Annotated in this window: 22 protein-coding genes; 13 read left to right on the top strand and 9 right to left on the bottom strand. The window is 73.0% G+C overall.

Annotated features, from left to right (window positions below; translation table 11 throughout):
* Positions 1-102: 102 nt before the first annotated feature.
* On the bottom strand, positions 103-675 hold the full coding sequence (locus tag ACZJYS_RS13110; RefSeq protein WP_109516866.1) for a peroxiredoxin: 573 nt from the start codon (positions 673-675) through the stop codon (positions 103-105).
* 130 nt (positions 676-805) lie between these two features.
* Here ACZJYS_RS13110 and ACZJYS_RS13105 point away from each other — a divergent pair, with 130 nt between their 5' ends.
* The 5 genes from ACZJYS_RS13105 (at position 806) to ACZJYS_RS13085 (ending at position 5,021) form a co-directional block, all read left to right on the top strand.
* The gene (locus ACZJYS_RS13105; protein ID WP_109516867.1) at positions 806-1,798 is read left to right on the top strand and encodes a hydrogen peroxide-inducible genes activator; all 993 of its coding nucleotides are present in this window, start codon (positions 806-808) and stop codon (positions 1,796-1,798) included.
* Between the two features lie 15 nt (positions 1,799-1,813).
* Entirely contained in the window at positions 1,814-2,002 is a 189-nt protein-coding gene (locus ACZJYS_RS13100) for a hypothetical protein (protein ID WP_493178746.1), read from the top strand.
* 48 nt (positions 2,003-2,050) lie between these two features.
* The gene (ykgO, locus tag ACZJYS_RS13095; RefSeq protein WP_099094591.1) at positions 2,051-2,176 is read left to right on the top strand and encodes a type B 50S ribosomal protein L36; all 126 of its coding nucleotides are present in this window, start codon (positions 2,051-2,053) and stop codon (positions 2,174-2,176) included.
* 164 nt (positions 2,177-2,340) lie between these two features.
* Positions 2,341-3,807 carry an FAD-linked oxidase C-terminal domain-containing protein gene (locus tag ACZJYS_RS13090; protein WP_493178743.1) on the top strand — a complete coding sequence of 489 codons (1,467 nt, stop codon included), beginning with the start codon at positions 2,341-2,343 and terminating at the stop codon, positions 3,805-3,807.
* Positions 3,808-3,827: 20 nt separating this feature from the next.
* Positions 3,828-5,021: an FAD-binding protein gene (locus ACZJYS_RS13085; protein WP_493178740.1), complete on the top strand. Its 1,194-nt coding sequence runs from the start codon at positions 3,828-3,830 to the stop codon at positions 5,019-5,021.
* Between the two features lie 51 nt (positions 5,022-5,072).
* On the opposite strand, the gene ACZJYS_RS13080 is transcribed toward ACZJYS_RS13085, so the two are convergent.
* Together ACZJYS_RS13080 and ACZJYS_RS13075 are read right to left on the bottom strand one after the other, a co-directional pair.
* A complete protein-coding gene (locus ACZJYS_RS13080) occupies positions 5,073-6,434 on the bottom strand; it encodes a CoA transferase (protein ID WP_493178738.1) in 1,362 nt (453 codons plus the stop codon).
* A 71-nt stretch (positions 6,435-6,505) separates the two neighbouring features.
* Positions 6,506-6,685: a hypothetical protein gene (locus ACZJYS_RS13075; RefSeq protein WP_379650664.1), complete on the bottom strand. Its 180-nt coding sequence runs from the start codon at positions 6,683-6,685 to the stop codon at positions 6,506-6,508.
* Between the two features lie 167 nt (positions 6,686-6,852).
* On the opposite strand from ACZJYS_RS13075, the gene glcF reads away from it, so the two are divergent.
* Positions 6,853-8,199 carry a glycolate oxidase subunit GlcF gene (gene glcF / locus ACZJYS_RS13070; protein ID WP_109516871.1) on the top strand — a complete coding sequence of 449 codons (1,347 nt, stop codon included), beginning with the start codon at positions 6,853-6,855 and terminating at the stop codon, positions 8,197-8,199.
* Between the two features lie 42 nt (positions 8,200-8,241).
* Here glcF and ACZJYS_RS13065 read toward each other — a convergent pair whose 3' ends face one another.
* Positions 8,242-8,430 (bottom strand): soj family protein, encoded by a 189-nt coding sequence (locus tag ACZJYS_RS13065; RefSeq protein WP_109516872.1) that lies wholly within the window; start codon positions 8,428-8,430, stop codon positions 8,242-8,244.
* A 108-nt stretch (positions 8,431-8,538) separates the two neighbouring features.
* Positions 8,539-8,745: a hypothetical protein gene (locus ACZJYS_RS13060; RefSeq protein WP_109516873.1), complete on the bottom strand. Its 207-nt coding sequence runs from the start codon at positions 8,743-8,745 to the stop codon at positions 8,539-8,541.
* Between the two features lie 165 nt (positions 8,746-8,910).
* Here ACZJYS_RS13060 and ACZJYS_RS13055 point away from each other — a divergent pair, with 165 nt between their 5' ends.
* Both ACZJYS_RS13055 and phbB read left to right on the top strand, forming a co-directional pair.
* Positions 8,911-9,930, top strand: a complete 1,020-nt coding sequence (locus ACZJYS_RS13055) for an amino acid ABC transporter substrate-binding protein (RefSeq protein ID WP_493178734.1) — start codon at positions 8,911-8,913, stop codon at positions 9,928-9,930.
* A 137-nt stretch (positions 9,931-10,067) separates the two neighbouring features.
* Positions 10,068-10,790, top strand: a complete 723-nt coding sequence (phbB, locus tag ACZJYS_RS13050) for an acetoacetyl-CoA reductase (protein ID WP_109516875.1) — start codon at positions 10,068-10,070, stop codon at positions 10,788-10,790.
* Between the two features lie 74 nt (positions 10,791-10,864).
* Here phbB and ACZJYS_RS13045 read toward each other — a convergent pair whose 3' ends face one another.
* A complete protein-coding gene (locus ACZJYS_RS13045) occupies positions 10,865-11,224 on the bottom strand; it encodes a phage holin family protein (RefSeq protein ID WP_109516876.1) in 360 nt (119 codons plus the stop codon).
* Positions 11,225-11,337: 113 nt separating this feature from the next.
* On the opposite strand from ACZJYS_RS13045, the gene ACZJYS_RS13040 reads away from it, so the two are divergent.
* Positions 11,338-13,371: an ATP-binding protein gene (locus ACZJYS_RS13040; RefSeq protein ID WP_493178730.1), complete on the top strand. Its 2,034-nt coding sequence runs from the start codon at positions 11,338-11,340 to the stop codon at positions 13,369-13,371.
* Between the two features lie 23 nt (positions 13,372-13,394).
* Here ACZJYS_RS13040 and ACZJYS_RS13035 read toward each other — a convergent pair whose 3' ends face one another.
* Entirely contained in the window at positions 13,395-14,150 is a 756-nt protein-coding gene (locus ACZJYS_RS13035; RefSeq protein ID WP_109516878.1) for a class I SAM-dependent methyltransferase, read from the bottom strand.
* A gap of 80 nt (positions 14,151-14,230) precedes the next feature.
* On the opposite strand from ACZJYS_RS13035, the gene gloB reads away from it, so the two are divergent.
* The 4 genes from gloB to ACZJYS_RS13015 all read left to right on the top strand — a co-directional run bounded on the left by gloB (position 14,231) and on the right by ACZJYS_RS13015 (position 16,798).
* Positions 14,231-14,962: a hydroxyacylglutathione hydrolase gene (gloB, locus tag ACZJYS_RS13030; protein WP_493178726.1), complete on the top strand. Its 732-nt coding sequence runs from the start codon at positions 14,231-14,233 to the stop codon at positions 14,960-14,962.
* Between the two features lie 148 nt (positions 14,963-15,110).
* Positions 15,111-15,713, top strand: coding sequence for a glutathione S-transferase N-terminal domain-containing protein (locus tag ACZJYS_RS13025; RefSeq protein WP_109516880.1), 603 nt, complete (start codon positions 15,111-15,113; stop codon positions 15,711-15,713).
* Between the two features lie 15 nt (positions 15,714-15,728).
* Positions 15,729-16,193 (top strand): cupin domain-containing protein, encoded by a 465-nt coding sequence (locus tag ACZJYS_RS13020; protein WP_493178724.1) that lies wholly within the window; start codon positions 15,729-15,731, stop codon positions 16,191-16,193.
* Positions 16,190-16,798 carry a class I SAM-dependent methyltransferase gene (locus tag ACZJYS_RS13015; protein ID WP_379650671.1) on the top strand — a complete coding sequence of 203 codons (609 nt, stop codon included), beginning with the start codon at positions 16,190-16,192 and terminating at the stop codon, positions 16,796-16,798. The genes ACZJYS_RS13020 and ACZJYS_RS13015 overlap by 4 nt, the downstream gene beginning before the upstream one ends.
* A 43-nt stretch (positions 16,799-16,841) precedes the next feature.
* Here ACZJYS_RS13015 and ACZJYS_RS13010 read toward each other — a convergent pair whose 3' ends face one another.
* Both ACZJYS_RS13010 and ACZJYS_RS13005 read right to left on the bottom strand, forming a co-directional pair.
* Complete coding sequence (locus tag ACZJYS_RS13010; protein WP_109516883.1) at positions 16,842-18,017, bottom strand: acetyl-CoA C-acetyltransferase; 1,176 nt, start codon at positions 18,015-18,017, stop codon at positions 16,842-16,844.
* A gap of 144 nt (positions 18,018-18,161) precedes the next feature.
* Positions 18,162-19,368, bottom strand: a 1,207-nt coding sequence (locus ACZJYS_RS13005; protein WP_493178718.1) for an alpha/beta fold hydrolase, incomplete at its 5' end; no start/stop codon positions are given.

The following is a 19,368-nucleotide window of genomic DNA, read 5'->3' as shown; positions in this document are numbered from 1 at the left end:
CGGTTCGGCGCACCGGGCCCCGGAAGCCTTGCCCCCCGGCGTGGCCGGGGGGAGGCGGGGCCGGGTGCTGGCCGGCGCCGTGGCGCCGGCCCGCTTCCGGGCTCAGGCGGCCTGGAACAGCTCGGCGGGCTTCAGCGTGTCGCCGCCCTTGTTCCAGTTGCAGGGGCAGAGCTCATCGGTCTGCAGCGCGTCGAGCACGCGGACCACTTCCTGCGGGTTGCGGCCGACGTTCAGGCCGTTCACCGAGGCCCACTGGATGGTGCCCTCGGGATCGACGATGAAGGTGGCGCGCAGCGCGACGCCGGCCTGCTTGTCCAGGATGCCGAGCGCGGTGGAAAGCTCGCGCTTCACATCGGCCAGCATCGGGAAGGGCAGGTCGTGGATGTCCTTGTTGTAGACGCGCCAGTTCAGGTGCACGAACTCGCTGTCCGTCGAGGCGCCGTAGACGACGGCGTCACGGTCCTCGAACTCCTGGTTCAGCTTGCCGAAGGCCGCGATCTCGGTCGGGCAGATGAAGGTGAAGTCCTTCGGCCAGAAGAAGACGATCTTCCACTTGCCGGCGTCCGACTCGTTGGAGATGTCGACGAAGGACTTGCCGGGGCCTTCCAGACCTTCCGGGCCACCCTTCACGGCGGTCAGGTTGAAGGCGGGAAACTTGTCGCCAACAGTCAGCATGCGTGGTTACCCCCAATGACAGCTTTTCATGCGGGGGCAGGATCGCGCCTGCCCCGGCCGTGGCTTGTTATGTATGCTGCAACGCACACATGCCAATGAATAGTTTTCGATACAATCATCGTCTGGATCGATGACCATCCTCCCCAGCCCGCAGCAACTCCGCTACCTCGTCGCCCTGGCCGATCTCGGCCATTTCGGGCGGGCCGCCGCGGCCTGCGCGGTGACCCAGTCCACCCTCTCGGCCGGCATCATCGCGCTGGAACGCCAGCTCGACGCCGCCATCCTCGAGCGCGGCCCGGGCAAGCGCCCGGTCTTCACCCCGCTGGGGCTGGAACTGGTGCGCCGCGCCCGCGCCGCCCTCTCGGCGCTGGCGGCCGTGGCCGAGACGGCGGCGGCGGCGCGCGACCCGCTCTCCGGCCCGCTGCGCCTGGGCGTGATCCCGACCATTGGCCCCTTCCTGCTGCCGCGGCTGATGCCGGCGCTGCGCCAGGCCTTTCCCCGCCTCCAGCTCTGGCTGCGCGAGGACCTGACCGAGCGGCTGGCCGAGGACCTGGCGGCCGGGCGGCTGGATCTGCTGCTGCTGGCGCTGCCCGCCCTGCTGCCGGAGGCGGAGGTGGTGCGGGTGGCGGAGGACCCGTTCATCGTCGCCCTGCCGCAGGGGCACCGGCTGGCGGCGGCGCCCGCCGTGCCGCTGGCCGCGCTGGGGGCGGAGCGGCTGCTGCTGCTAGAGGACGGCCACTGCCTGCGCGACCACGCCCTGGCCGCCTGCAGCCTGCCGGGTGCCGGCGAGACCTTCGCCGCCACCAGCCTGCACACGCTGGTGCAGATGGTGGCCGGCGGCCTCGGCGTCACGCTGCTGCCGCGGCTGGCGGTGGAAGGCGGCGTGCTGGCCGGCGCCAACGTGGCGCTGCGCCCGCTGGAGACGCCGCAGGGGCGCGGGCTGGGCCTGGCCTGGCGCGCACGCTCGCCCCGCGCGGCGGAGTTCCGCAACATGGTGCCGGCGGTGGCGGCCGCCATCGCCGCCCCCGTCTCCGCTCCCGTCGAGTCGGAGCGCAGCCTGGAAGCGCCGGCTGAAGGCAACCCTCCACCGCCCCGGGCCGTTCCTTCCTTGTCCATTTCATGACAAGGGAGACAGGTTGTGGCAGGCACGATCGGACGGATCGTCAGGGCGCTGGCGCAGGGCGCGGTGCGGCGGCAGCAATACCGGGCCATGGGCGCCGTGGGTCTGCGCGGCTGGAAGCTGGACCTGCTGCGCGCGCTGCGTGGTGGCCGGCGCGGCCCTGCGGCGCATGCGGAGATGCCGCCGCGCGCGCCACGCCGTGATTGACATTCGCGCCCCCGGCCCCTAAACGCGCCCGCTCTAAGAGGGTGCCCCATGAAAATCCGTAACAGCCTGAAGAGCGCCAAGACGCGCGACAAGAACTGTGTGCTGGTGCGCCGCCGTGGCCGCCTGTACGTGCTGAACAAGAAGAACCCCCGGCTGAAGGCCCGCCAGGGCTGATATCCGGCGCCGCCCCTCGCGGGCGGTTGCAGCAGGCTTCTTCCGCCTGAAAACGACGCCGTGGTGCGCACCACGGCGTCGTTTTTGCGTGCGCGTGCTGCTTGCCCGGCGCCGGCCCGCGGCCCATCCTCCGCAGCAACGAGACTGGCGCGAGGACCCGACCGATGATCGAACTGCCCCCCCCGAACCCGGCCGTGCTGGCGCGGCGGGCGGAGATCGTCGCCGCCCTGCGCGCCCTGGTGCCGGACACCGCCCTGGGCCATGGCGTCATCGGCGACGAGACGCGCCTCAAGGCCTATGAGACGGACGGGCTTTCCGCCTACCGCCAGCCGCCGCTGACCGTGGTGCTGCCCACCAGCACGGCGCAGGTGGCGGCGGTGCTGCGCTACTGCCACGCGAACGGCATCCGCGTGGTGCCGCGCGGGGCAGGCACCAGCCTCTCCGGCGGCGCCCTGCCGCTGGCCGATGCGGTGGTCATCGGGCTGATGCGGATGAACCGCATCCTGGAGGTGGATTACGACAACCGCCTCGCCGTGGTGGAGGCCGGCGTCACCAATCTCGGCATCACCCAGGCGGTGGCGGCGGAAGGCTTCTTCTACGCGCCGGACCCCTCCAGCCAGCTCGCCTGCATGATCGGCGGCAATGTGATGATGAATTCGGGCGGCGCGCACTGCCTGAAATACGGCGTGACGGCCAACAACCTGCTGGGCGTCACCTTCGTCACCATCGAGGGGGAGGTGATCGAGATCGGCGGCGGGCATCTCGACGCGGCGGGCTATGACTGGCTGGGCCTCATCACCGGCTCGGAAGGGCAGCTCGGCCTCGTCACTGAGGTCACGGTGCGTATCCTGCGCGCGGCGGAAGGGGCGCGCGCCATGCTGGCCGCCTTCCGCTCCAACGAGGTGGCGGGGCAGGTGGTGGATGCCATCATCGGCAGCGGCATCATCCCCGTCGCGCTGGAATTCATGGACCGCCCCGCCATCCATGCCTGCGAGGCCTTCGCCAATGCCGGCTACCCGCTCGATGCCGAATCCCTGCTGATCATCGAGGTGGAAGGCAACCTGGAAGAGCAGGACATCCTGCTCGGAAAACTGAAAGAAATCTGCGGCCGCTTCGACCCGATCAGCCTGCGGGTGGCGGAGACGGCGGAGGAAAGCCTGGCCATCTGGAAGGGGCGCAAGGGCGCCTTCGGCGCGGTGGGGCGGATCAGCCCGGACTATCTCTGCATGGACGGCACCATCCCGACCGGCGAGCTGCCGCATGTGCTGCGCCGCATCGGCGAGATGAGCGAGAGCTACGGGCTGCAGGTGGCCAACATCTTCCACGCCGGCGACGGCAACCTGCACCCGCTGATCATGTTCGACGCCAACGACCCGGAGAGCTTCCGCAAGGCCGAGGCCTTCGGCGCCGACATCCTGACGCTCTGCGTCGAGGTGGGCGGCTGCCTGACGGGCGAGCATGGCGTCGGCGTCGAGAAGCGCGACCTGATGGGTGTGCAGTTCACGCGCGCGGAGCTGGACCGGCAGCGCGCCATCAAGAGCGCCTTCGACCCCGCCTGGCTGCTGAACCCGGCCAAGGTCTTTCCGCTGGACGGGCTGCCCGCGGCGGCCACCACCCCGCGCGCCGCCTGAAGCCCGGAGACCGACCTTCCATGACCGATCTCCTGCTGCCGCCCGACGAGGCGAGCCTCGCCGAGGCGGTGCGCGAGGCCGCCGCCGCCCGGCTGCCGCTGGCCATCGAGGGCCATGGCACGCGCCGCGCCAGCCTGCGCCCGGTGCAGGCCGCCCGCACCCTCTCCACGCGCGGCCTCACCGGCATCACCCTGAACAAGCCGGCCGAACTGGTGCTCTCCGCCCGCGCCGGCACGCCGATGCCGGAGATCGAGGCGGCGCTGGCCGCGCAGGGCCAGATGCTGCCCGCCGAGCCGCCGGATTTCTCCGCCCTGTTCGGTGCCGACCGGCCGGCGACGCTGGGCGGCATGGTGGCGGCCCATCTCTCGGGGCCGCGCCGGATCGGCCCTGGCGGCGCGCTGCGCGACCAGGTGCTGGGCGTGCGCGCCGTGACGGGCGATGGCGAGGTGATCCGCTCCGGCGGGCGGGTGCACAAGAACGTCACCGGGCTCGACCTCTGCAAGCTGCTGGCCGGCAGCCACGGCACGCTCGGCGTGCTGACCGAGATCACGCTGAAGCTGGCGCCGCGCCCGGAAGGCAGCCTGACGCTCGCGGTGCGGGTGGCGGAGCTGGCGGCGGGGGTGCGGGCGCTCTCGGCGGGGCTGGGCAGCCCCTTCGGCGTCAGCGGCGCGGCGCTGCTGCCGCGCGGCGCGCCGGGCCTCGGGCTGGATGGCCCCGTGGCGCTGCTGCGGCTGGAGGATTTTCTTCAGTTCCTGCCGCATCGGGCGGGGGCGCTGCGCGGCCTGCTGGACGGGCATGGCACGGTGTCGCTGGTGGAGGGCGAGGACTCGCTGGCGCTGTGGCGCGCCGTGCGCGACGCCGCCCTGCTGGAGGCGGCGCCGGAGCAGGCGGTGTGGCGCCTCTCGGTGAAGCCGACCGCCGCCCCCGGCGTGGCCCGTGCCCTGGAGGACAGTTTCGGCGCCCGGCTGCTGCTGGATTGGGGTGGCGGCCTGGTCTGGGTGGCCGGCCCCGCGACGGAGGCGGCGCACCGGGCGGTGATGGCGGCGGCGCAGGCCGCGCGTGGCACCTTCACGCTGTTCCGCGCTCCGGATTCGCTGCGGGCGGCCGTGCCGGTGGTGCCTGATGAACCGGCCGCCCTGGCTGCCATCGGCGCCCGTGTGAAGGCGGTGATGGACCCGATGGGCATTCTCAACCCCGGCCGCCTGCGCGCCTGAACCGACAGAAAAAAGAAGGGGTCCAGGGGAATTCCTTCCCCTGGCCTTCCTTCAACCCCAGTGTGCCGGCGTGCGCTCCATCTCCGCCGCGTGCCGGATGGCGCTGACGCGCCCGAGCGGGCTGTCCCGCTCCTCCAGCAGGTCGGCGACATCCTCCTGTCCCGGGTCCTGCGCCGCCAGCCCGCCTTCCACCCGCCCCAGCCCGCGCAACCACTGCCCGGTGGCGGCGAGGGAGACGCGCACATGCCAGGAGCCGCCCTCCTCCGCCCGGCGCAGCAGCGCGGCCTGGATGCCCAGCGCCAGCAGGTAGCCCGAGGCGTGGTCCAGCGCCTGGCAGGGCAGGGGGCGGGGCGAATCCGGCGTGCCGGCGGCCTCCGCCTCGTCCTGGTTGAAGCCGGTGGCCGTCTGCACGAGCGAATCGAAGCCGCGCCGTCCCGCCCAGGGGCCGAGATGGCCGTAGGCGGAGAGGCTGGCGCAGACCAGCCCTGGCCGCAGCGCCGCCAGCGCCTCCGGCGAGACGCCGCGTGCCGCCAGCGCGCCGGGGCGATAGGATTGCAGGAACACATCCGCGCCCCGCACATGCTCCTCCAGCGCCGCCTTCTCCGCCGGCTGGCGCAGGTCGAGCAGCAGGCGGCGCTTGCCGCGGCCGGTGTCCATGTCCAGCGCCGGGATGGTTGGCAGGTGGGCGGCGCCGATGTGCAGCACCTCCGCCCCATGCGCGGCGAGGCAGCGCCCGGCCACCGGCCCGGCGATGATGCGCGTCATCTCCACGACGCGCAGGCCCGTGAGCGGCCGCGTGGCGAGCGGTGGCAGCTTCGTGGGCGGCGCCGCGCCGATTCGCTCCAGCAGCAGGGGCGGCTGCCCGGCCAGGGCGGCGGCCTGCGGGTGCGCGGCCCATTCCGCGGTGCCGCGCAGGGCGGCGGCGCAGAGCCCGGCCGTGGCGGCCGCCTCCTCCAGCTCCAGGGCGCGCCAGCCGCGCAGGGCGGCGGCCACCCCTTCGCGCGTGGCGGGCGGCTCGCCCAGCAGGCGCAGCATGCCCGCCCGGTGATGGGGGAAGTTGGTGTGCAGCCGCACCGCGCCGCCATCGCCGCAGCGGTACAGCCCGGCGATGGCATCCCACGGGTCCGGCGGCAGGGCGCCATCCAGGCGGAGATGGCGCTCGCTGCGGAACTCGGCGGCGGCGTGGCGCATGGAGACGCGCACCGCCTGGGCCGGGCCGCACCGCCGCCGGTGGATCTCGGCGGCGGCGAGGGCGGCGGCAGCGATGCTGGCCTGTGCCGCGGCGCCGACATGGAAGGAGGATGGCTGGACCGGGTCCTCGCCCTCCAGCCGGGCCTGGCCGAGCAGGGCCCCGGGCAGGCCGGCCACCTGGAGCAGGCCGCGCAGGGCGTCGGCGCCGGCAGTCCTGACCATGGCAACACTCCCTCGACAGGAGTGTCCGAGCCTGTCAGCCGGCCTTCACCCTGTCCAGCGGGCGGAGGGTCTCAGGCGCGGTCGAACCAGGAGGGGGCGCGGCGGACGGGCTCCTGCGCGACGCGGGTGTCCGGCCGGTAGATCTCCATCAGCCGAGCCTGGCGCGCCACCTCGGAACTGCCGCCCAGCACGGGGTAGGATGGGACAGAAACAGGATTGGTTTCGGGGCGTGGCGTAGGCTGGATAATCACGTTGTCCTCCAGGGAGCAAAGCCCGTCCCGGGCTTTCCTGGATGCAACTTAGGGTTGGTATGTTGCTACAAAATTTATGAACCGGATGCTTTTTTGAAGCGCGCCCGATCCGGCTTGCATCCTTTCCCCAACCTTCCCACCCTGGCGGGCAAGGAACGGACCCACCGATGCAAACCAGCTTTTCGCCCGCGCAGCTCGCCGACCCCGACACGCGCGAATCCAACACCATCCTGCGCAGCTGCGTGCATTGCGGCTTCTGCACCGCCACCTGCCCGACCTTCGTGCTGCTGGGCGACGAGCTGGATTCGCCGCGTGGCCGCATCTACCTGATCAAGGACATGCTGGAAAGCGGCAAGCCGGCCACCGAGGCGGTGGTGCGGCATGTCGACCGCTGCCTCTCCTGCCTCTCCTGCATGACGACCTGTCCCTCCGGCGTGCACTACATGCATCTGGTGGACCATGCCCGCCGCTACATCGAGGAAAGCTACACCCGCCCCTGGCCGGAGCGGATGCTGCGCCGGGTGCTGGGCGCCACGCTGCCCTACCCGCGCCGCTTCCGCGCGGCGCTGGCGGCGGCGCGGCTGGCCCGGCCGCTGGGCGGGCTGATCCCCGGCCAGGGCAGCACGGCGCGCCGGCTACGGGCCATGCTGTCGCTGGCACCCGCGAGCCTGCCCTCGGCGAGCGACTCGCAGGCGCCGCGCATCCACCGTGCCGAGGGCGCGCGGCGCGGCCGCGTGGCGCTGCTCACCGGCTGCGCGCAGACGGTGCTGGCGCCTTCGATCAACGAGGCCACCATCCGGCTGCTGACCCGCATGGGGCTCGAGGTGGTGGTGACGGCGGAGCAGGGCTGCTGCGGCGCGCTGAACCACCACATGGGCCAGCACGACCCGGCCATGGCGCTCGCCCGCGCCAACATCGCCGCCTGGACGCGCGAGATCGACGGCGAGGGGCTGGACGCCATCGTGGTGAACGCCTCGGGCTGCGGCACCACGGTGAAGGATTACGGCTTCATGTTCCGCGAGGAGCCGGAGCCCTGGGCGGCGCGCGCCGCCGCCGTGGCGGCGCGGGCGAAGGATGTCTCGGAGGTGCTGCAGCAGTTCGGCTACGCGCCGAGCCGGCCCGCGCCGGGCCTGACGGTGGCCTACCACGCCGCCTGCAGCCTGCAGCACGGGCAGAGGATCACCGCGGTGCCGAAGCAGCTGCTGCTGAAGGCGGGCTTCACGGTGAAGGAGCCGGCCGAGCCGCATCTCTGCTGCGGCTCGGCCGGCACCTACAACCTGATGCAGCCCGAGATCGCCGGGCAGCTCAAGGCGCGCAAGCTGGAGAATCTGCGGCGCACCGGAGGGGCGGTGATCGCCAGCGGCAATATCGGCTGCCTGACGCAGCTCGGCGGCGAGGCGATGCCGGCCATCCACACGGTGGAGCTGCTGGACTGGATGGCAGGCGGCCCGCGGCCCGCGGCGCTGCCACAGGGCGTGGCGGGTGGTGGGGCACCGCCGATGGCCGCCGAATAGGGCGGCCCGGCCCCCCGCGGCGCGCGGGGGGCGAGAGGCCGCTCAGGCCGCCATCTTGCGCGCGGCGCCGTCGCGCGCCAGCACGGACATCGCCTCAGCCACCAGGCTGGCCGCGTCCTCGGAGCCGGCATCCAGGCAGCAGCGCTCGGCGTGGCTCAGCAGCCGGAGCACGGCGGCCAGGTCGCGTTGCGCCTGGTGGGTCCAGAGGACCGCGGCGATCGGAGTGTCCATGGCGATAAAATACCCGAGATTGCGATGGGGCCGCCGCTTAACATCCTGCGGCCTGCAGGGGCCAGCGGAAACCGCCATCCTCGCGGCACCGCCTCCCGCTGCCCCGCGCTACTGCGGCAGGGCCGGCATGGACGCATTCCAGGACCCTGCCTGCGGCAGCAGGGCGGCCGCCAGCGCCGCGTGGTGCGCCGCCTCGCGCGCGCCGAGCCGCGCGCACTCGGCCTCGATGTAGGAGAGCATCAGCAGGAGCGCCTCCTGGTCGATGCGCAGCTTCTGCTGGAGGGAAGAGGTGTCGGCGGTGGCGGGAGAGGCCATGGAACGCGACCCTGGGGTGAGAGGAAAAGCAGGAGAAGGCGTGTTCACAATCTCGTGATTAAACCATGACGGTGCCGATATCAACAACCAAACGTCCCTGTCGTCAGGCCTTGGCTTGGCCTGGGCGCTCCCCATAGGCTCATGCGAATCCTTCGGAGCGACTCGATGCTGCGTCCCCTGATCCGCATGCTGTCCCTGTTGCCGTTCCTTGCGGCGACGCCCGCCCTGGCCGGGCCGACGCTGGAGGGGGTGAAGGCACGGGGCCAGCTCGTCTGCGGCGTCAACAGCGGGGTGGCGGGGTTCTCCGCGCCCGACAGCCAGGGCAACTACCAGGGGCTGGACGCCGATTTCTGCCGCGCCGTGGCCGCCGCCACGCTGGGCGACGCGGCGAAGGTGCGCTTCGTGCCGACCACCTACCAGACCCGCTTCGTCGCCCTGCAATCGGGCGAGATCGACGTGCTGGCCCGCAACGTCACCCAGACGCTGATGCGCGACACCGCCCTCGGCTTCAACATGGCGGGGGTGAACTTCTACGACGGGCAGGGCTTCGTGGTGACGAAGGCCAGCGGCATCACCGGCGCGAAGCAGCTCGACGGCGCCACGGTCTGCGTGCTGCCCGGCTCGACCAGCGAGCTGAACCTCGGCGATTTCGCCCGGCGCGAGAAGCTGCGCATCCAGCCGGTGGTGCTCGGCTCGATGGACGAGATGACGGCCGCCTACCAGGCCGGCCGCTGCGACGCGATGACCACCGATGCCTCGCAGCTCGCCGCGCTGCGCGTCTCGGCGCTGCGCGACCCGGCGGCGCATGTCATCCTGCCCGAGCGCATCAGCAAGGAGCCGCTCGGCCCGATGGTGCGGCATGGCGACGAGGAATGGCGCGACATCGTCGCCTGGACGCTGGCGGCGATGGTCGAGGCGGAGGAGCTCGGCGTCGGCCGCGCCAATGTGGAGCAGATGCGCGGCGCGCAGGACCCGAACGTGATGCGCCTGCTCGGCGTGACGCCGGGCTTCGGCAAGGCGCTCGCCCTGCCCGAGGACTGGGCGTACCAGGTGATCCGGCAGGTCGGGAACTATGGCGAGGTGTTCGACCGCACCCTGGGCAAGGGCTCGCCCATCGGGCTGGAGCGCGGCCTGAACGACCTCTGGACGCGTGGCGGGCTGATGTACGCCCTGCCGCTGCGCTGAAGCCGTCCCCTCTTCTTCATCCCGCTTGATTTCGAACAATGACATGGCGTCCGGCGTTCCGCTGTGATGCCATGCGTTCGTGACGCCGCGCGGTTCCCCGCGCGGCGCCCCCAAAGAGAGCAAGGAGGACTTCGCCTATGGCACGAGTGGCCCTCGTCACCGGTGGTCAGCGCGGCATCGGTGCTGCGATCAGCGAGCAGTTGCAGAAGGCCGGCCGCAAGGTAGTCGCCTCCTATGCCGGCAACGACGCCGCCGCGGCAGCCTTCACCGAGCGGACCGGCATCCCTACCGTCAAGTTCGACGTCTCCGACTTCGAGGCGTGCCAGGCGGCGGTGGCCAGGATCGAGGCCGAGCACGGCGCCATCGAGATCCTGGTGAACAACGCCGGCATCACCCGCGACGGGACCATGAAGCGCATGGACCGCAAGATGTGGGACGATGTGATCGACACCAACCTCGGCTCCTGCTTCAACCTCGCCAAGCTGGTGTGGGAGGGAATGACGGCGCGCAAGTTCGGCCGCATCGTCAACATCGGCTCGATCAACGGCCAGGCGGGCCAGTACGGCCAGGTGAACTATGCCGCCGCCAAGTCCGGCATCCACGGCTTCACCAAGGCGCTGGCGCAGGAAGGCGCCCGCGTCGGCATCACCGTCAACGCCATCGCGCCCGGCTATGTGGACACCGAGATGGTGCGCGCCGTGCCGGAGGATGTGCTGCAGAAGATCATCGCGCGGATTCCCGTGGGCCGGCTCGGCCATGCGGAGGATATCGCCCGTGGCGTCTGCTTCCTGACGGCCGATGACGCGGATTTTATCACGGGCTCGACGCTGTCCATCAATGGCGGGCAGCACATGTATTGAGCCGGGCGGGCGGGCCCGGCCCGCCCGCCAGCCTTATGGCGGCAGGGATTTCCGCCGGCCGGCCCGGCACGCGCTCAGCGTGCCGCGGCGCTCTCCCCGTCGCTCATCACGCGATTGACGATCCACGACACAACCGCGACGATGATGGCGCTGAAGAAGGCGGCCCAGAACCCGTCGACGCGCATGCCCGGCATCAGCAGCGCGGTCAGTCCGACCATCGCCGCATTGACCACGAGTGTGAACAGGCCGAGGGTGATGATCGTGAGCGGCAGCGACAGCAGCAGCAACACCGGGCGGATCAGCGCGTTGACGATGCCGAACACGATGGCCGCCAGCACCAGATTGAACGGCCCTGTGAAGCTGATGCCCTCGATGAGCATGTCGGCACACCAGAAAGCGAAAGCGGTGATCAGGGTGCGGGCCAGGAAACCCATGCGAGAACTCCTTGTCGGTTCGCGGGCGGAACGCGGCCGCCTCCACGCAGTTGCCGGGTGATGCGTCGCCCCGTGCCGTCTTGCTGATCCGCGCGTCAGGAGAGGACTGAGGCATGTCGCCCGCTTCGCAGGTCGACTACCGCCGGGTCTACGAGGCATTGCCGGGAAGCTTCCTGCTGCTGTCCGCGGAGCCCTCCCTTCGCATCCTTGCCGCGAGCGAGGAGCATCTCCGCGTCGCCATGGTACAGCGCGAGGCGATACTGGGGCAGCCCTTCTTCGTCGTCTTCACCGACAGCGATCCGCAGGCGCCCGGCATCACCGCGCTGCGCGCCGCGCTCGCCCGCGTGCTGAAGACCGGCGAGCCCGAGCGCCTGCGCCACCTGCGCTACGCGCTGTGGGGGCCGGCGGGGAGCCTCGAGGAGCGCTGGTGGAACATCGCCTGCGTGCCCGTGCGCGACCCGGCCGGGTTGCTGCTGCACATCGTCGTCCAGGCCGAGGATGTCACCGCCGTGGTGCGGGAACGCCAGCACACGCGCGAGACGGTGCGGGGCCTGGAGGAGCGCCTTTCCACCATCTTCAACCAGGACGTCGTCGGCATCGCCTTCGCCGAGCTGAACGGCCGCTACATCGCCGCCAATGAGCGATACTGCGCCATCGTCGGGCGACCCTGGCCGGAGCTGCGGCAGTTCCGCAAGCAGGAGCTGGCCCATCCCGACGACCGGCGCGACGTCGTGGCCGCGCTGGAGCGGGTCAGCCGCTCGGATTCGCTGATCATCGAGCGCCGCTACGTGCGGCCCGATGGCGGCGTGGTGTGGACCAACAGCAGCCTCTCGGTGGCGCATGACGCCGCCGGCGCGCCGGAGATGGTGGTGGCGGTGGTGCAGGACATCAGCGCCCGCAAGGCCACCGAGGCGGCGCTGGAGCGCCGGGTGGAGCGCCGCACCGAGGACCTGCGCGCCGAGATGCTGGAGCGCCAGCGCGCCGAGGCGGCGCTGCGCCAGGCGCAGAAGATGCAGGCGGTGGGCCAGCTCACCGGCGGCATCGCGCACGACTTCAACAACATGCTGACCGGCATCATCGGCTCGATCGACATCATGCGGCGGCGGCTGGACCAGGGCGACACGGTCGCGCTGCGCCGCTACCTGGAAGGCGCCTCCGGCTCCGCCCGGCGCGCCGCGGCGCTGACCAACCGGCTGCTGGCCTTCTCCCGCCAGCACGCGCCGGACAGCCGCCCGCTCGACGTGAACGCGCTGATCGACTCGCTGCAGGAGCTGCTCACCCGCACGCTGGGCGAGCAGGTGGTGCTGCGCGTGCTGCCCGTGCCCGACCTGCCGCTGGCCCGCGCCGATGCCAACCAGCTGGAGAGCGCGCTGCTCAACCTGGTGATCAACGCGCGCGACGCCATGCCGCAGGGCGGCGCCCTGACCATCGAGACAGCCCCTGCCCGGCTGACCACGCAGGAGGCGCAGCGCCATGCCGAGGCGCGCCCTGGCACCTATGTGCGCATCGCCGTCAGCGACACCGGAATCGGCATGCCGCCGGAGGTGCTGGCGCGTGTCTTCGAGCCGTTCTTCACCACCAAGCCGCCCGGGCAGGGCACCGGTCTGGGGCTGGCGATGATCTACGGCTTCATCCGCCAGTCCGGCGGCTATGTGCGGCTGCACAGCCGCCCAGGCCATGGTTGCCGGGTGGAGCTCTATTTGCCCGTGGCGGAGGAGAGCGTGGCGGACGAGGCGCAGGGCGTGGCGGTGCTGGAGCCGCCCCAGGGCGGCGGCGAGGTGGTGCTGGTGGTGGAGGACGAGCCGGCGGTGCGCCTGCTGGTGACCGATGCGCTGGGCGAGCTGGGCTATGTGACGCGCGAGGCGGCCGATGGCCCGGCGGCGCTGACCCTGCTGACCAGCGACGAGCGGATCGACCTGATGGTGACCGATGTCGGCCTGCCGGGGTTGAACGGGCGCCAGCTCTCGGCCCGGGCGCGCGCCACGCGGCCGGAGATGCCGGTGCTGTTCATGACCGGCTACGCCGACAGCGCCTGGATGGAGGAGGGTGGCATGGAGGCGGGCATGGACGTGATCGGCAAGCCCTTCGCCCTCGGCGCGCTGGCGGCCAAGGTGCGCGCCATGCTGGAGGACGCCGCGCCGCGGTAGCGCGCCGCGCCCGGCCCGCCCGCTCAGGCGCCGGCGGGCACCAGCACGCGCCGCCCCGGCGCGCGCGCCGCCGCCGTGGCGGCGGTCCCCTTGGGCATGACGCCGTAGAGCTCCTTGCGCGCCTCGACGATCACCACCCCCGCGAAGCGCGGCGCCAGGGCCCGCCCCGCGCCTTCCCACACCCGCGCGCCGCGCAGCAGCAGCCGCGTCTGGAAGGGCGGGATGAACAGCGCCTTGTCCCGACGCGTCACGGTGTAGAGGTTGCGCTCCAGCAGGCGGGTGAGCTGGCCGGGCGAGTAGGGCCGCCCCTGGCCGAAGGGCGTGCTGTCCAGATGCGCCCAGACGCCGCGCCGGTTGGGCGCCACGATCAGCACCCGCCCCTCGTCCTTCAGCACGCGCCACACCTCGCGCAGCATGCGGCGGGCATTCTCCGAGCCCTCCAGCCCGTGCACCAGCAGCACGTTGTCGAAGCTGAGGTCGGGGAAGGGGAGCGCGCCTTCCTCCACCCGCGCGGCGAGGCCGGGGGCGCCGGGCGGCCAGGGCGCCGCGTCCGTCTCGGGCAGGCTGGCGCAGAGCACCCGCGCCGCCTCGTCGCGCCACAGGCGCAGATAGGGCGCGGCATGGCCGAGGCCCAGGAGCTGCCGCCCCGGCAGGGCAGGCCAGATGCGCTGCAGGCGGTCCCGCACCAGGCGCGCGGCAACCCGCCCCGTGGCCGAGGCGTAGAATTCCCGGTACCCATGGAACTCGGCGGGGATGCCGGCGTGGACCTCGTCGCTCATAGGGCTGATATAGGGCCTCGTTCGAGGTGTGACACGTCCCTGAAGCATCCGCCGGGGCGCCGCAAACGAGGAGATCCGCGATGTCCGTGACCGTCCAGGCCGTGCCCTGCCTGTCCGACAACTATGCCTGGATGCTGCGCGACGGCGCCACCGGCACCATCGCGATCTGCGACCCGGGCGAGGCCGCGCCGGTGATCGAGGCGCTGGAGGCGGCGGGCGGGCGCTGCGACATCATCCTGCTCACCCATCACCATGCCGACCACATCGACGGGGTGGCGGAGATCCGCGCCCGCTACGGCAGCAAGGTGATCGGCGCCGCGGCCGACGCGCACCGCCTGCCGAAGCTCGACCAGGCGGTGCAGCCGGGTGACACGGTGCTGGTGGGCGCCACCGCCGGCACGGTGATCGACAGCCCCGGCCACACCCTCGGCCACATCGCCTTCCACTTCCCCGAGGGCGCCGTGCTGCTCTGCGGCGACACGCTGTTCTCGCTCGGCTGCGGCCGGCTGCTGGAAGGCACGGCCGCCGACATGTTCCGCGCCCTCTCGCTGCTGAAGCCGCTGCCGCCGGAGACGCTGATCTGCTGCGGCCACGAATACACCGCCAGCAACGCCCGCTACGCCCTGACCGTGGAGCCGGACAACGCCGCGCTGCGCGCCCGCGCCGCCGAGGTGGAGGCCGCCCGCGCCGCCGGCCAGCCCACCCTGCCGGTGACGCTGGGCCAGGAGCTGGAGACCAACCCCTTCCTGCGCGCCGGCAGCGTGGAGGCGCTGGCCCGCATCCGCACCGGCAAGGACAATTTCCGCGGCTGAGGCGCGGCGGCGCGGGGGGCTGACGGCGGCGCCGAAGGCGGGCATCCTGCCCGCCGACGCCAGAACCCCGCCGACGCCAGAACCCCGCCGACGCCAGAACCCCGCCGACACAGAACCCCGCCGACGCCAGAACACAGGACGCGCCCGCATGAAGCTCTTCCACTCCCCCGCCTCGCCCTTCGTCCGCAAGGTGATGGCCTGCGCCATCCTGCGCGGGCTGGAGGGGCGGATCGAGCCGGTCGCCGCCAACCCGCATGTCAGCCCCGACGTGCTGCTCGCCGCCAACCCGCTGAGCAAGATCCCCGCCCTGCTCACCGACGAGGGCCAGGCGATCTACGACAGCCCGGTGATCTGCGAGTATCTCGACGGGCTGGGCGACGCCGCGCCGCTCTTCCCCGCGCCGGGCCCGAAGCGCATCGCGGCGCTGGTGATGCAGGCCCTGGCCGATGGCATCATGGACGCCGCCGTGGCGCGCCGCGGCAACGAGGGCACGCAGCCGCAGGATGAGGGGCGGCAGGCCTTCTCCGCCCGGCAGAAGGCCGCGGTGGAGCGCTCCCTGGCGGTGCTGGAGCAGGCGCCGCCGCAGGGGCTGGCCGATATCGGCGCCGTCTCCGTGGCCTGCGCGCTGGGCTATCTCGACTTCCGCTTCGCGCATGAGCCGTGGCGCGCGGCGCACCCGAAGCTCGCTGCCTGGTTCGAGGAGGTCGCCGCCAGCCCGGCCATCGCCCGCACCGCGCCGCCCCAGGGCTGAAAAGGCCACCGCCCGATGGACCTGCGCGACCCCTCCCTGCCGGCGGCGGCGGTGATCGCGGCGCTCGGCCTCGCGCCCCACCCCGAGGGCGGGCACTACCGCGAGATCTGGCGGGACGTGCCGGCGGCGGGCGGGCGCGGCGCCGGCACCGCCATCTACTTCCTGCTGGCGGCGGGCGAGGCCAGCCACTGGCACCGGGTGGACGCCGCCGAGGCCTGGCACTGGTATGCCGGCGCGCCGCTGCGCCTGCGGCTCTCGGCCGATGGCGTGGCGGAGGCGGAGCGCCGCCTCGGCCCCGGCCTCGGCGCCGGGGAGGCGCCCTTCGCCATCGTGCCGGCAGGCCACTGGCAGGCGGCGGAGAGCCTCGGTGGCTGGACGCTGGCCGGCTGCACGGTCAGCCCGGCCTTCGACTTCGCTGGCTTCACCCTGGCCCCGCCCGGCTGGAGCCCCGGCGGCACAGGACCGGGTGCCGCGCCATGAGCGAGGCCGAGGCCTGGGATGCCCGTTACCGCGCCGGGGAATGGCTGTTCGGCCAGGCGCCCAACCGCTACCTGGAGACGCTGGCGCCGCGCCTGCGGCCGGGGATGCGCGCCCTGGCACTGGGCGACGGCGAGGGGCGCAACGGCGTCTGGCTCGCCCGCCAGGGCCTGCGCGTGACGGCGGTGGACTGGTCCGCCACCGGCATGGCGCGCGCCGCCGCCCTGGCCGCCGCCGCCGGCGTGGCGCTGGAGACGGCGGTGGCCGACCTCACCGCCTGGCACTGGCCCGAGGCGGAATACGACCTGATCGCCTGGGTGTTCGTGCATCTGCCGGGGCCGGATCGCCGCGCCGTGGCGGCACGCGCCTGCCGCGCCCTGGCGCCGGGCGGGCTGCTGCTGCTGGAGGGCTTCACCCCCGCCCAGCAGGGCCGCCGCAGCGGCGGGCCGAAGGACCCGGACCTGCTCTGGACACGGGAGGAGGCCGAGGCGCTGTTCGCCGGGCTGGCGGTGCAGGAATGCCTGGAGGGCACGGTGCGGCTGGATGAGGGGCCGCGCCACCAGGGCCCGGCCGAGGTGGTGCGCGGCCTCTGGCGCCGCGCCGCCTAGCCGGGTGGCCGGGGGAGAGCCTCCCCCGGCCGTGCCGCCGCGTTCAGGCGGCTTCGATGCACATGGCGACGCCCATGCCGCCGCCGATGCACAGCGTGGCCAGCCCCTTCTTCGCGCCGCGCGCCTGCATCCCGTAGAGCAGGGTGGTCAGCACGCGCGCGCCGGAGGCGCCGATCGGGTGGCCCAGCGCGATGGCGCCGCCATGCACGTTCACCTTCGACGTGTCCCAGCCGAGGTCCTTGTTCACCGCGCAGGCCTGGGCGGCGAAGGCCTCGTTGGCCTCGATCAGGTCGAGGTCCTGGACGTTCCAGCCGGCCTTCTGCAGCGCCTTGCGGCTGGCCGGGATGGGGCCGGTGCCCATGATGGCCGGGTCGACGCCCGCCGTCGCCCAGGAGGCGATGCGCGCCAGCGGCTTCAGGCCACGCTTCGCCGCCTCGGCCGCCGACATCACCACCAGCGCCGCCGCGCCGTCATTGATGCCCGACGCATTGCCGGCGGTGACGGAGCCATCCTTGGCGAAGGCCGGGCGCAGCTTGGCCAGGATCTCGCGGCTGGTCTCGGGCTTCGGGTACTCGTCGTTCTCCACCACGGTGTCGCCCTTGCGGCCCTTCACCGTGACGGGGGCGATCTCGGCCCGGAAGGCGCCGCCCTTCATCGCCTCGCCCGCCTTGCGCTGGCTGTTGAAGGCGAACTCGTCCTGCTCGTCGCGGCTGATCTGGTACTTCTGGGCCACGTTCTCGGCGGTGTTGCCCATGTGGTAGCCGTTGAAGGCGTCCCACAGCCCGTCCCGGATCATCGTGTCGATCATCTGGAAGTCGCCCATCTTCACGCCGGCGCGCAGGTTGGCGCAGTGCGGGGCCTGGGTCATGCTCTCCTGGCCGCCGGCGACGACGATGGCGGCATCGCCCGAGGCCACCTGCTGGGCGGCCAGCGCCACGGCGCGCAGGCCCGAGCCGCAGAGCTGGTTGATGCCGAAGGCGGTGGCGCCGGCCGGGATGCCGGCGTTGATGGCGGCCTGGCGGGCCGGGTTCTGCCCGGCGCCGGCGGTCAGGATCTGGCCCATGATGACCTCGTCCACCGCGCCGGCCTCGATGCCCGCGCGCTCCAGCGCCGCCTGGATGGCGATGGTGCCGAGCGCGTGCGCCGGCAGGGCTGCGAAGGCGCCGTTGAAGGCGCCGACCGGTGTCCGCGCGGCGGCGGCGATCACGATATCGGTCATGGCTGGGTAACTCCCCTTGTGTTGGCCGGCCGGCCCTTTGCGGCGCCGCGTTCCGGCGAAGGCCATCGCGCTGTCGGGGCGGGCGTCGGGCGCGCCCGTCCCGCACCGCCGTTCCGGCTTACTGTGCGCCGCGTCATGCCCGGCTTACAAGCCCGCCAGCCATTCCCGCAGCGGCTGCCAGAGCACCGCCTCAGCGCGGCCGCCGGCGGCCATGCCGATATGCCCGGCCGGCACCGGCAGCACCCTGGCGCCCGGCAGCCGCGCCGCCAGCGCCAGGGCCGAGGCGGGCGGCACGATGCGGTCCGCCCCCGGCACGGCGACGAAGCTCGGCACTGCGAGCTCGGCCGGGTCCACCACCGCGCCGGCCACGCGCCAGCGCAGCCCCGCCGGCTCGTTGCGGCCATACCAGCCGCCCAGCGCCTCGCGCGCCACGGGGGCGGCGAGGGGGACGCCGTCATTCAGCCAGTCCTCCAGCACGACGAAGCGGTGGGCCCGCTCGCCGGCCGGGTCCATGGAAGCGAAGGCGCGGAACTTGGCGGCGATATTCCAGGGGTCGAGCCCGGCGAACAGCGTCTGGATCAGGTCCACCGGCAGGGTGCCGGTGGCCTGCAGCACCGGCTCGATGCCGGGCAGCAGGGCGGCGAGCGTCAGCGCCCGCTCGCGTGCCTGCCCGTCGCCGGCGTGGAAGTCCCAGGGCGTGGCGAGCAGGGCGAGGCCGCGCAGCCGCTCCGGCCGGCGCAGCGCCGCGGCCAGCGCCAGCAGCCCGCCCATGCAGTACCCCGCCAGCGCCAGGGGGCCGAGCGGGCGCAGCGCCGGCGCGGCCAGGGCGCGCTCCAGCCGGCCGGCGATGTAGTCGGTGAGGGTGAAGCCGCGCGCCGCCTCGTCGGGCCAGCCCCAGTCCAGCAGCAGCACGCGGGAGCCGCCGGCCGCCAGGGCGCGCAGCATGGAGTGGCCGGGCGCCAGGTCCATCACATAGGCGCGGTTGACCAGGGAGGGCACCACCAGCAGCGGCGGGCCCGCGCCGCCATAGTCGAGCAGGCGGGTCTCCCCCTCCTGCCACAGCACGGGGAGGGAGGGCATCTTGCGTTGCGCGGGGTGGCGGCGATAGGCGGCGAGGCCGGCGATCAGCGCACGGTCCTGCCGCGCCAGCTGCCGCAGCACGGCGGCGCGGAAGCGCTCAGGCGGGTGGCCGCCGGCGACGAGGGCCTCGGCGATCCGGCGCATCTCCAGCCGGCCCGCCCTCGAGATCGGCCAGGCGTCGCTCCAGCTCGGCGATCCGGGCGAGAAGGGTGCGCCCGTCATCGGGTCCAGGCTCAGCGCCGCGCCCATCCCGCGCAGCAGCGCCAGGTTC

Source organism: Roseomonas sp. TS2, from assembly GCF_058833935.1.
Note: the sequence above shows the minus strand (reverse complement) of the source record. Positions and strands in the feature narration are given on the sequence as shown.

What these genes read in the sequence shown, in the direction of transcription:
- ACZJYS_RS13110 (WP_109516866.1), bottom strand. Translation starts at nt 675, where the DNA reads ATGCTGACTGTTGGCGACAAGTTTCCCGCCTTCAACCTGACCGCCGTG.
- ACZJYS_RS13105 (WP_109516867.1), top strand. Translation starts at nt 806, where the DNA reads ATGACCATCCTCCCCAGCCCGCAGCAACTCCGCTACCTCGTCGCCCTG.
- ykgO (WP_099094591.1), top strand. Translation starts at nt 2,051, where the DNA reads ATGAAAATCCGTAACAGCCTGAAGAGCGCCAAGACGCGCGACAAGAAC.
- ACZJYS_RS13090 (WP_493178743.1), top strand. Translation starts at nt 2,341, where the DNA reads ATGATCGAACTGCCCCCCCCGAACCCGGCCGTGCTGGCGCGGCGGGCG.
- ACZJYS_RS13085 (WP_493178740.1), top strand. Translation starts at nt 3,828, where the DNA reads ATGACCGATCTCCTGCTGCCGCCCGACGAGGCGAGCCTCGCCGAGGCG.
- ACZJYS_RS13080 (WP_493178738.1), bottom strand. Translation starts at nt 6,434, where the DNA reads ATGGTCAGGACTGCCGGCGCCGACGCCCTGCGCGGCCTGCTCCAGGTG.
- glcF (WP_109516871.1), top strand. Translation starts at nt 6,853, where the DNA reads ATGCAAACCAGCTTTTCGCCCGCGCAGCTCGCCGACCCCGACACGCGC.
- ACZJYS_RS13065 (WP_109516872.1), bottom strand. Translation starts at nt 8,430, where the DNA reads ATGGACACTCCGATCGCCGCGGTCCTCTGGACCCACCAGGCGCAACGC.
- ACZJYS_RS13060 (WP_109516873.1), bottom strand. Translation starts at nt 8,745, where the DNA reads ATGGCCTCTCCCGCCACCGCCGACACCTCTTCCCTCCAGCAGAAGCTG.
- ACZJYS_RS13055 (WP_493178734.1), top strand. Translation starts at nt 8,911, where the DNA reads ATGCTGCGTCCCCTGATCCGCATGCTGTCCCTGTTGCCGTTCCTTGCG.
- phbB (WP_109516875.1), top strand. Translation starts at nt 10,068, where the DNA reads ATGGCACGAGTGGCCCTCGTCACCGGTGGTCAGCGCGGCATCGGTGCT.
- ACZJYS_RS13045 (WP_109516876.1), bottom strand. Translation starts at nt 11,224, where the DNA reads ATGGGTTTCCTGGCCCGCACCCTGATCACCGCTTTCGCTTTCTGGTGT.
- ACZJYS_RS13040 (WP_493178730.1), top strand. Translation starts at nt 11,338, where the DNA reads ATGTCGCCCGCTTCGCAGGTCGACTACCGCCGGGTCTACGAGGCATTG.
- ACZJYS_RS13035 (WP_109516878.1), bottom strand. Translation starts at nt 14,150, where the DNA reads ATGAGCGACGAGGTCCACGCCGGCATCCCCGCCGAGTTCCATGGGTAC.
- gloB (WP_493178726.1), top strand. Translation starts at nt 14,231, where the DNA reads ATGTCCGTGACCGTCCAGGCCGTGCCCTGCCTGTCCGACAACTATGCC.
- ACZJYS_RS13025 (WP_109516880.1), top strand. Translation starts at nt 15,111, where the DNA reads ATGAAGCTCTTCCACTCCCCCGCCTCGCCCTTCGTCCGCAAGGTGATG.
- ACZJYS_RS13020 (WP_493178724.1), top strand. Translation starts at nt 15,729, where the DNA reads ATGGACCTGCGCGACCCCTCCCTGCCGGCGGCGGCGGTGATCGCGGCG.
- ACZJYS_RS13015 (WP_379650671.1), top strand. Translation starts at nt 16,190, where the DNA reads ATGAGCGAGGCCGAGGCCTGGGATGCCCGTTACCGCGCCGGGGAATGG.
- ACZJYS_RS13010 (WP_109516883.1), bottom strand. Translation starts at nt 18,017, where the DNA reads ATGACCGATATCGTGATCGCCGCCGCCGCGCGGACACCGGTCGGCGCC.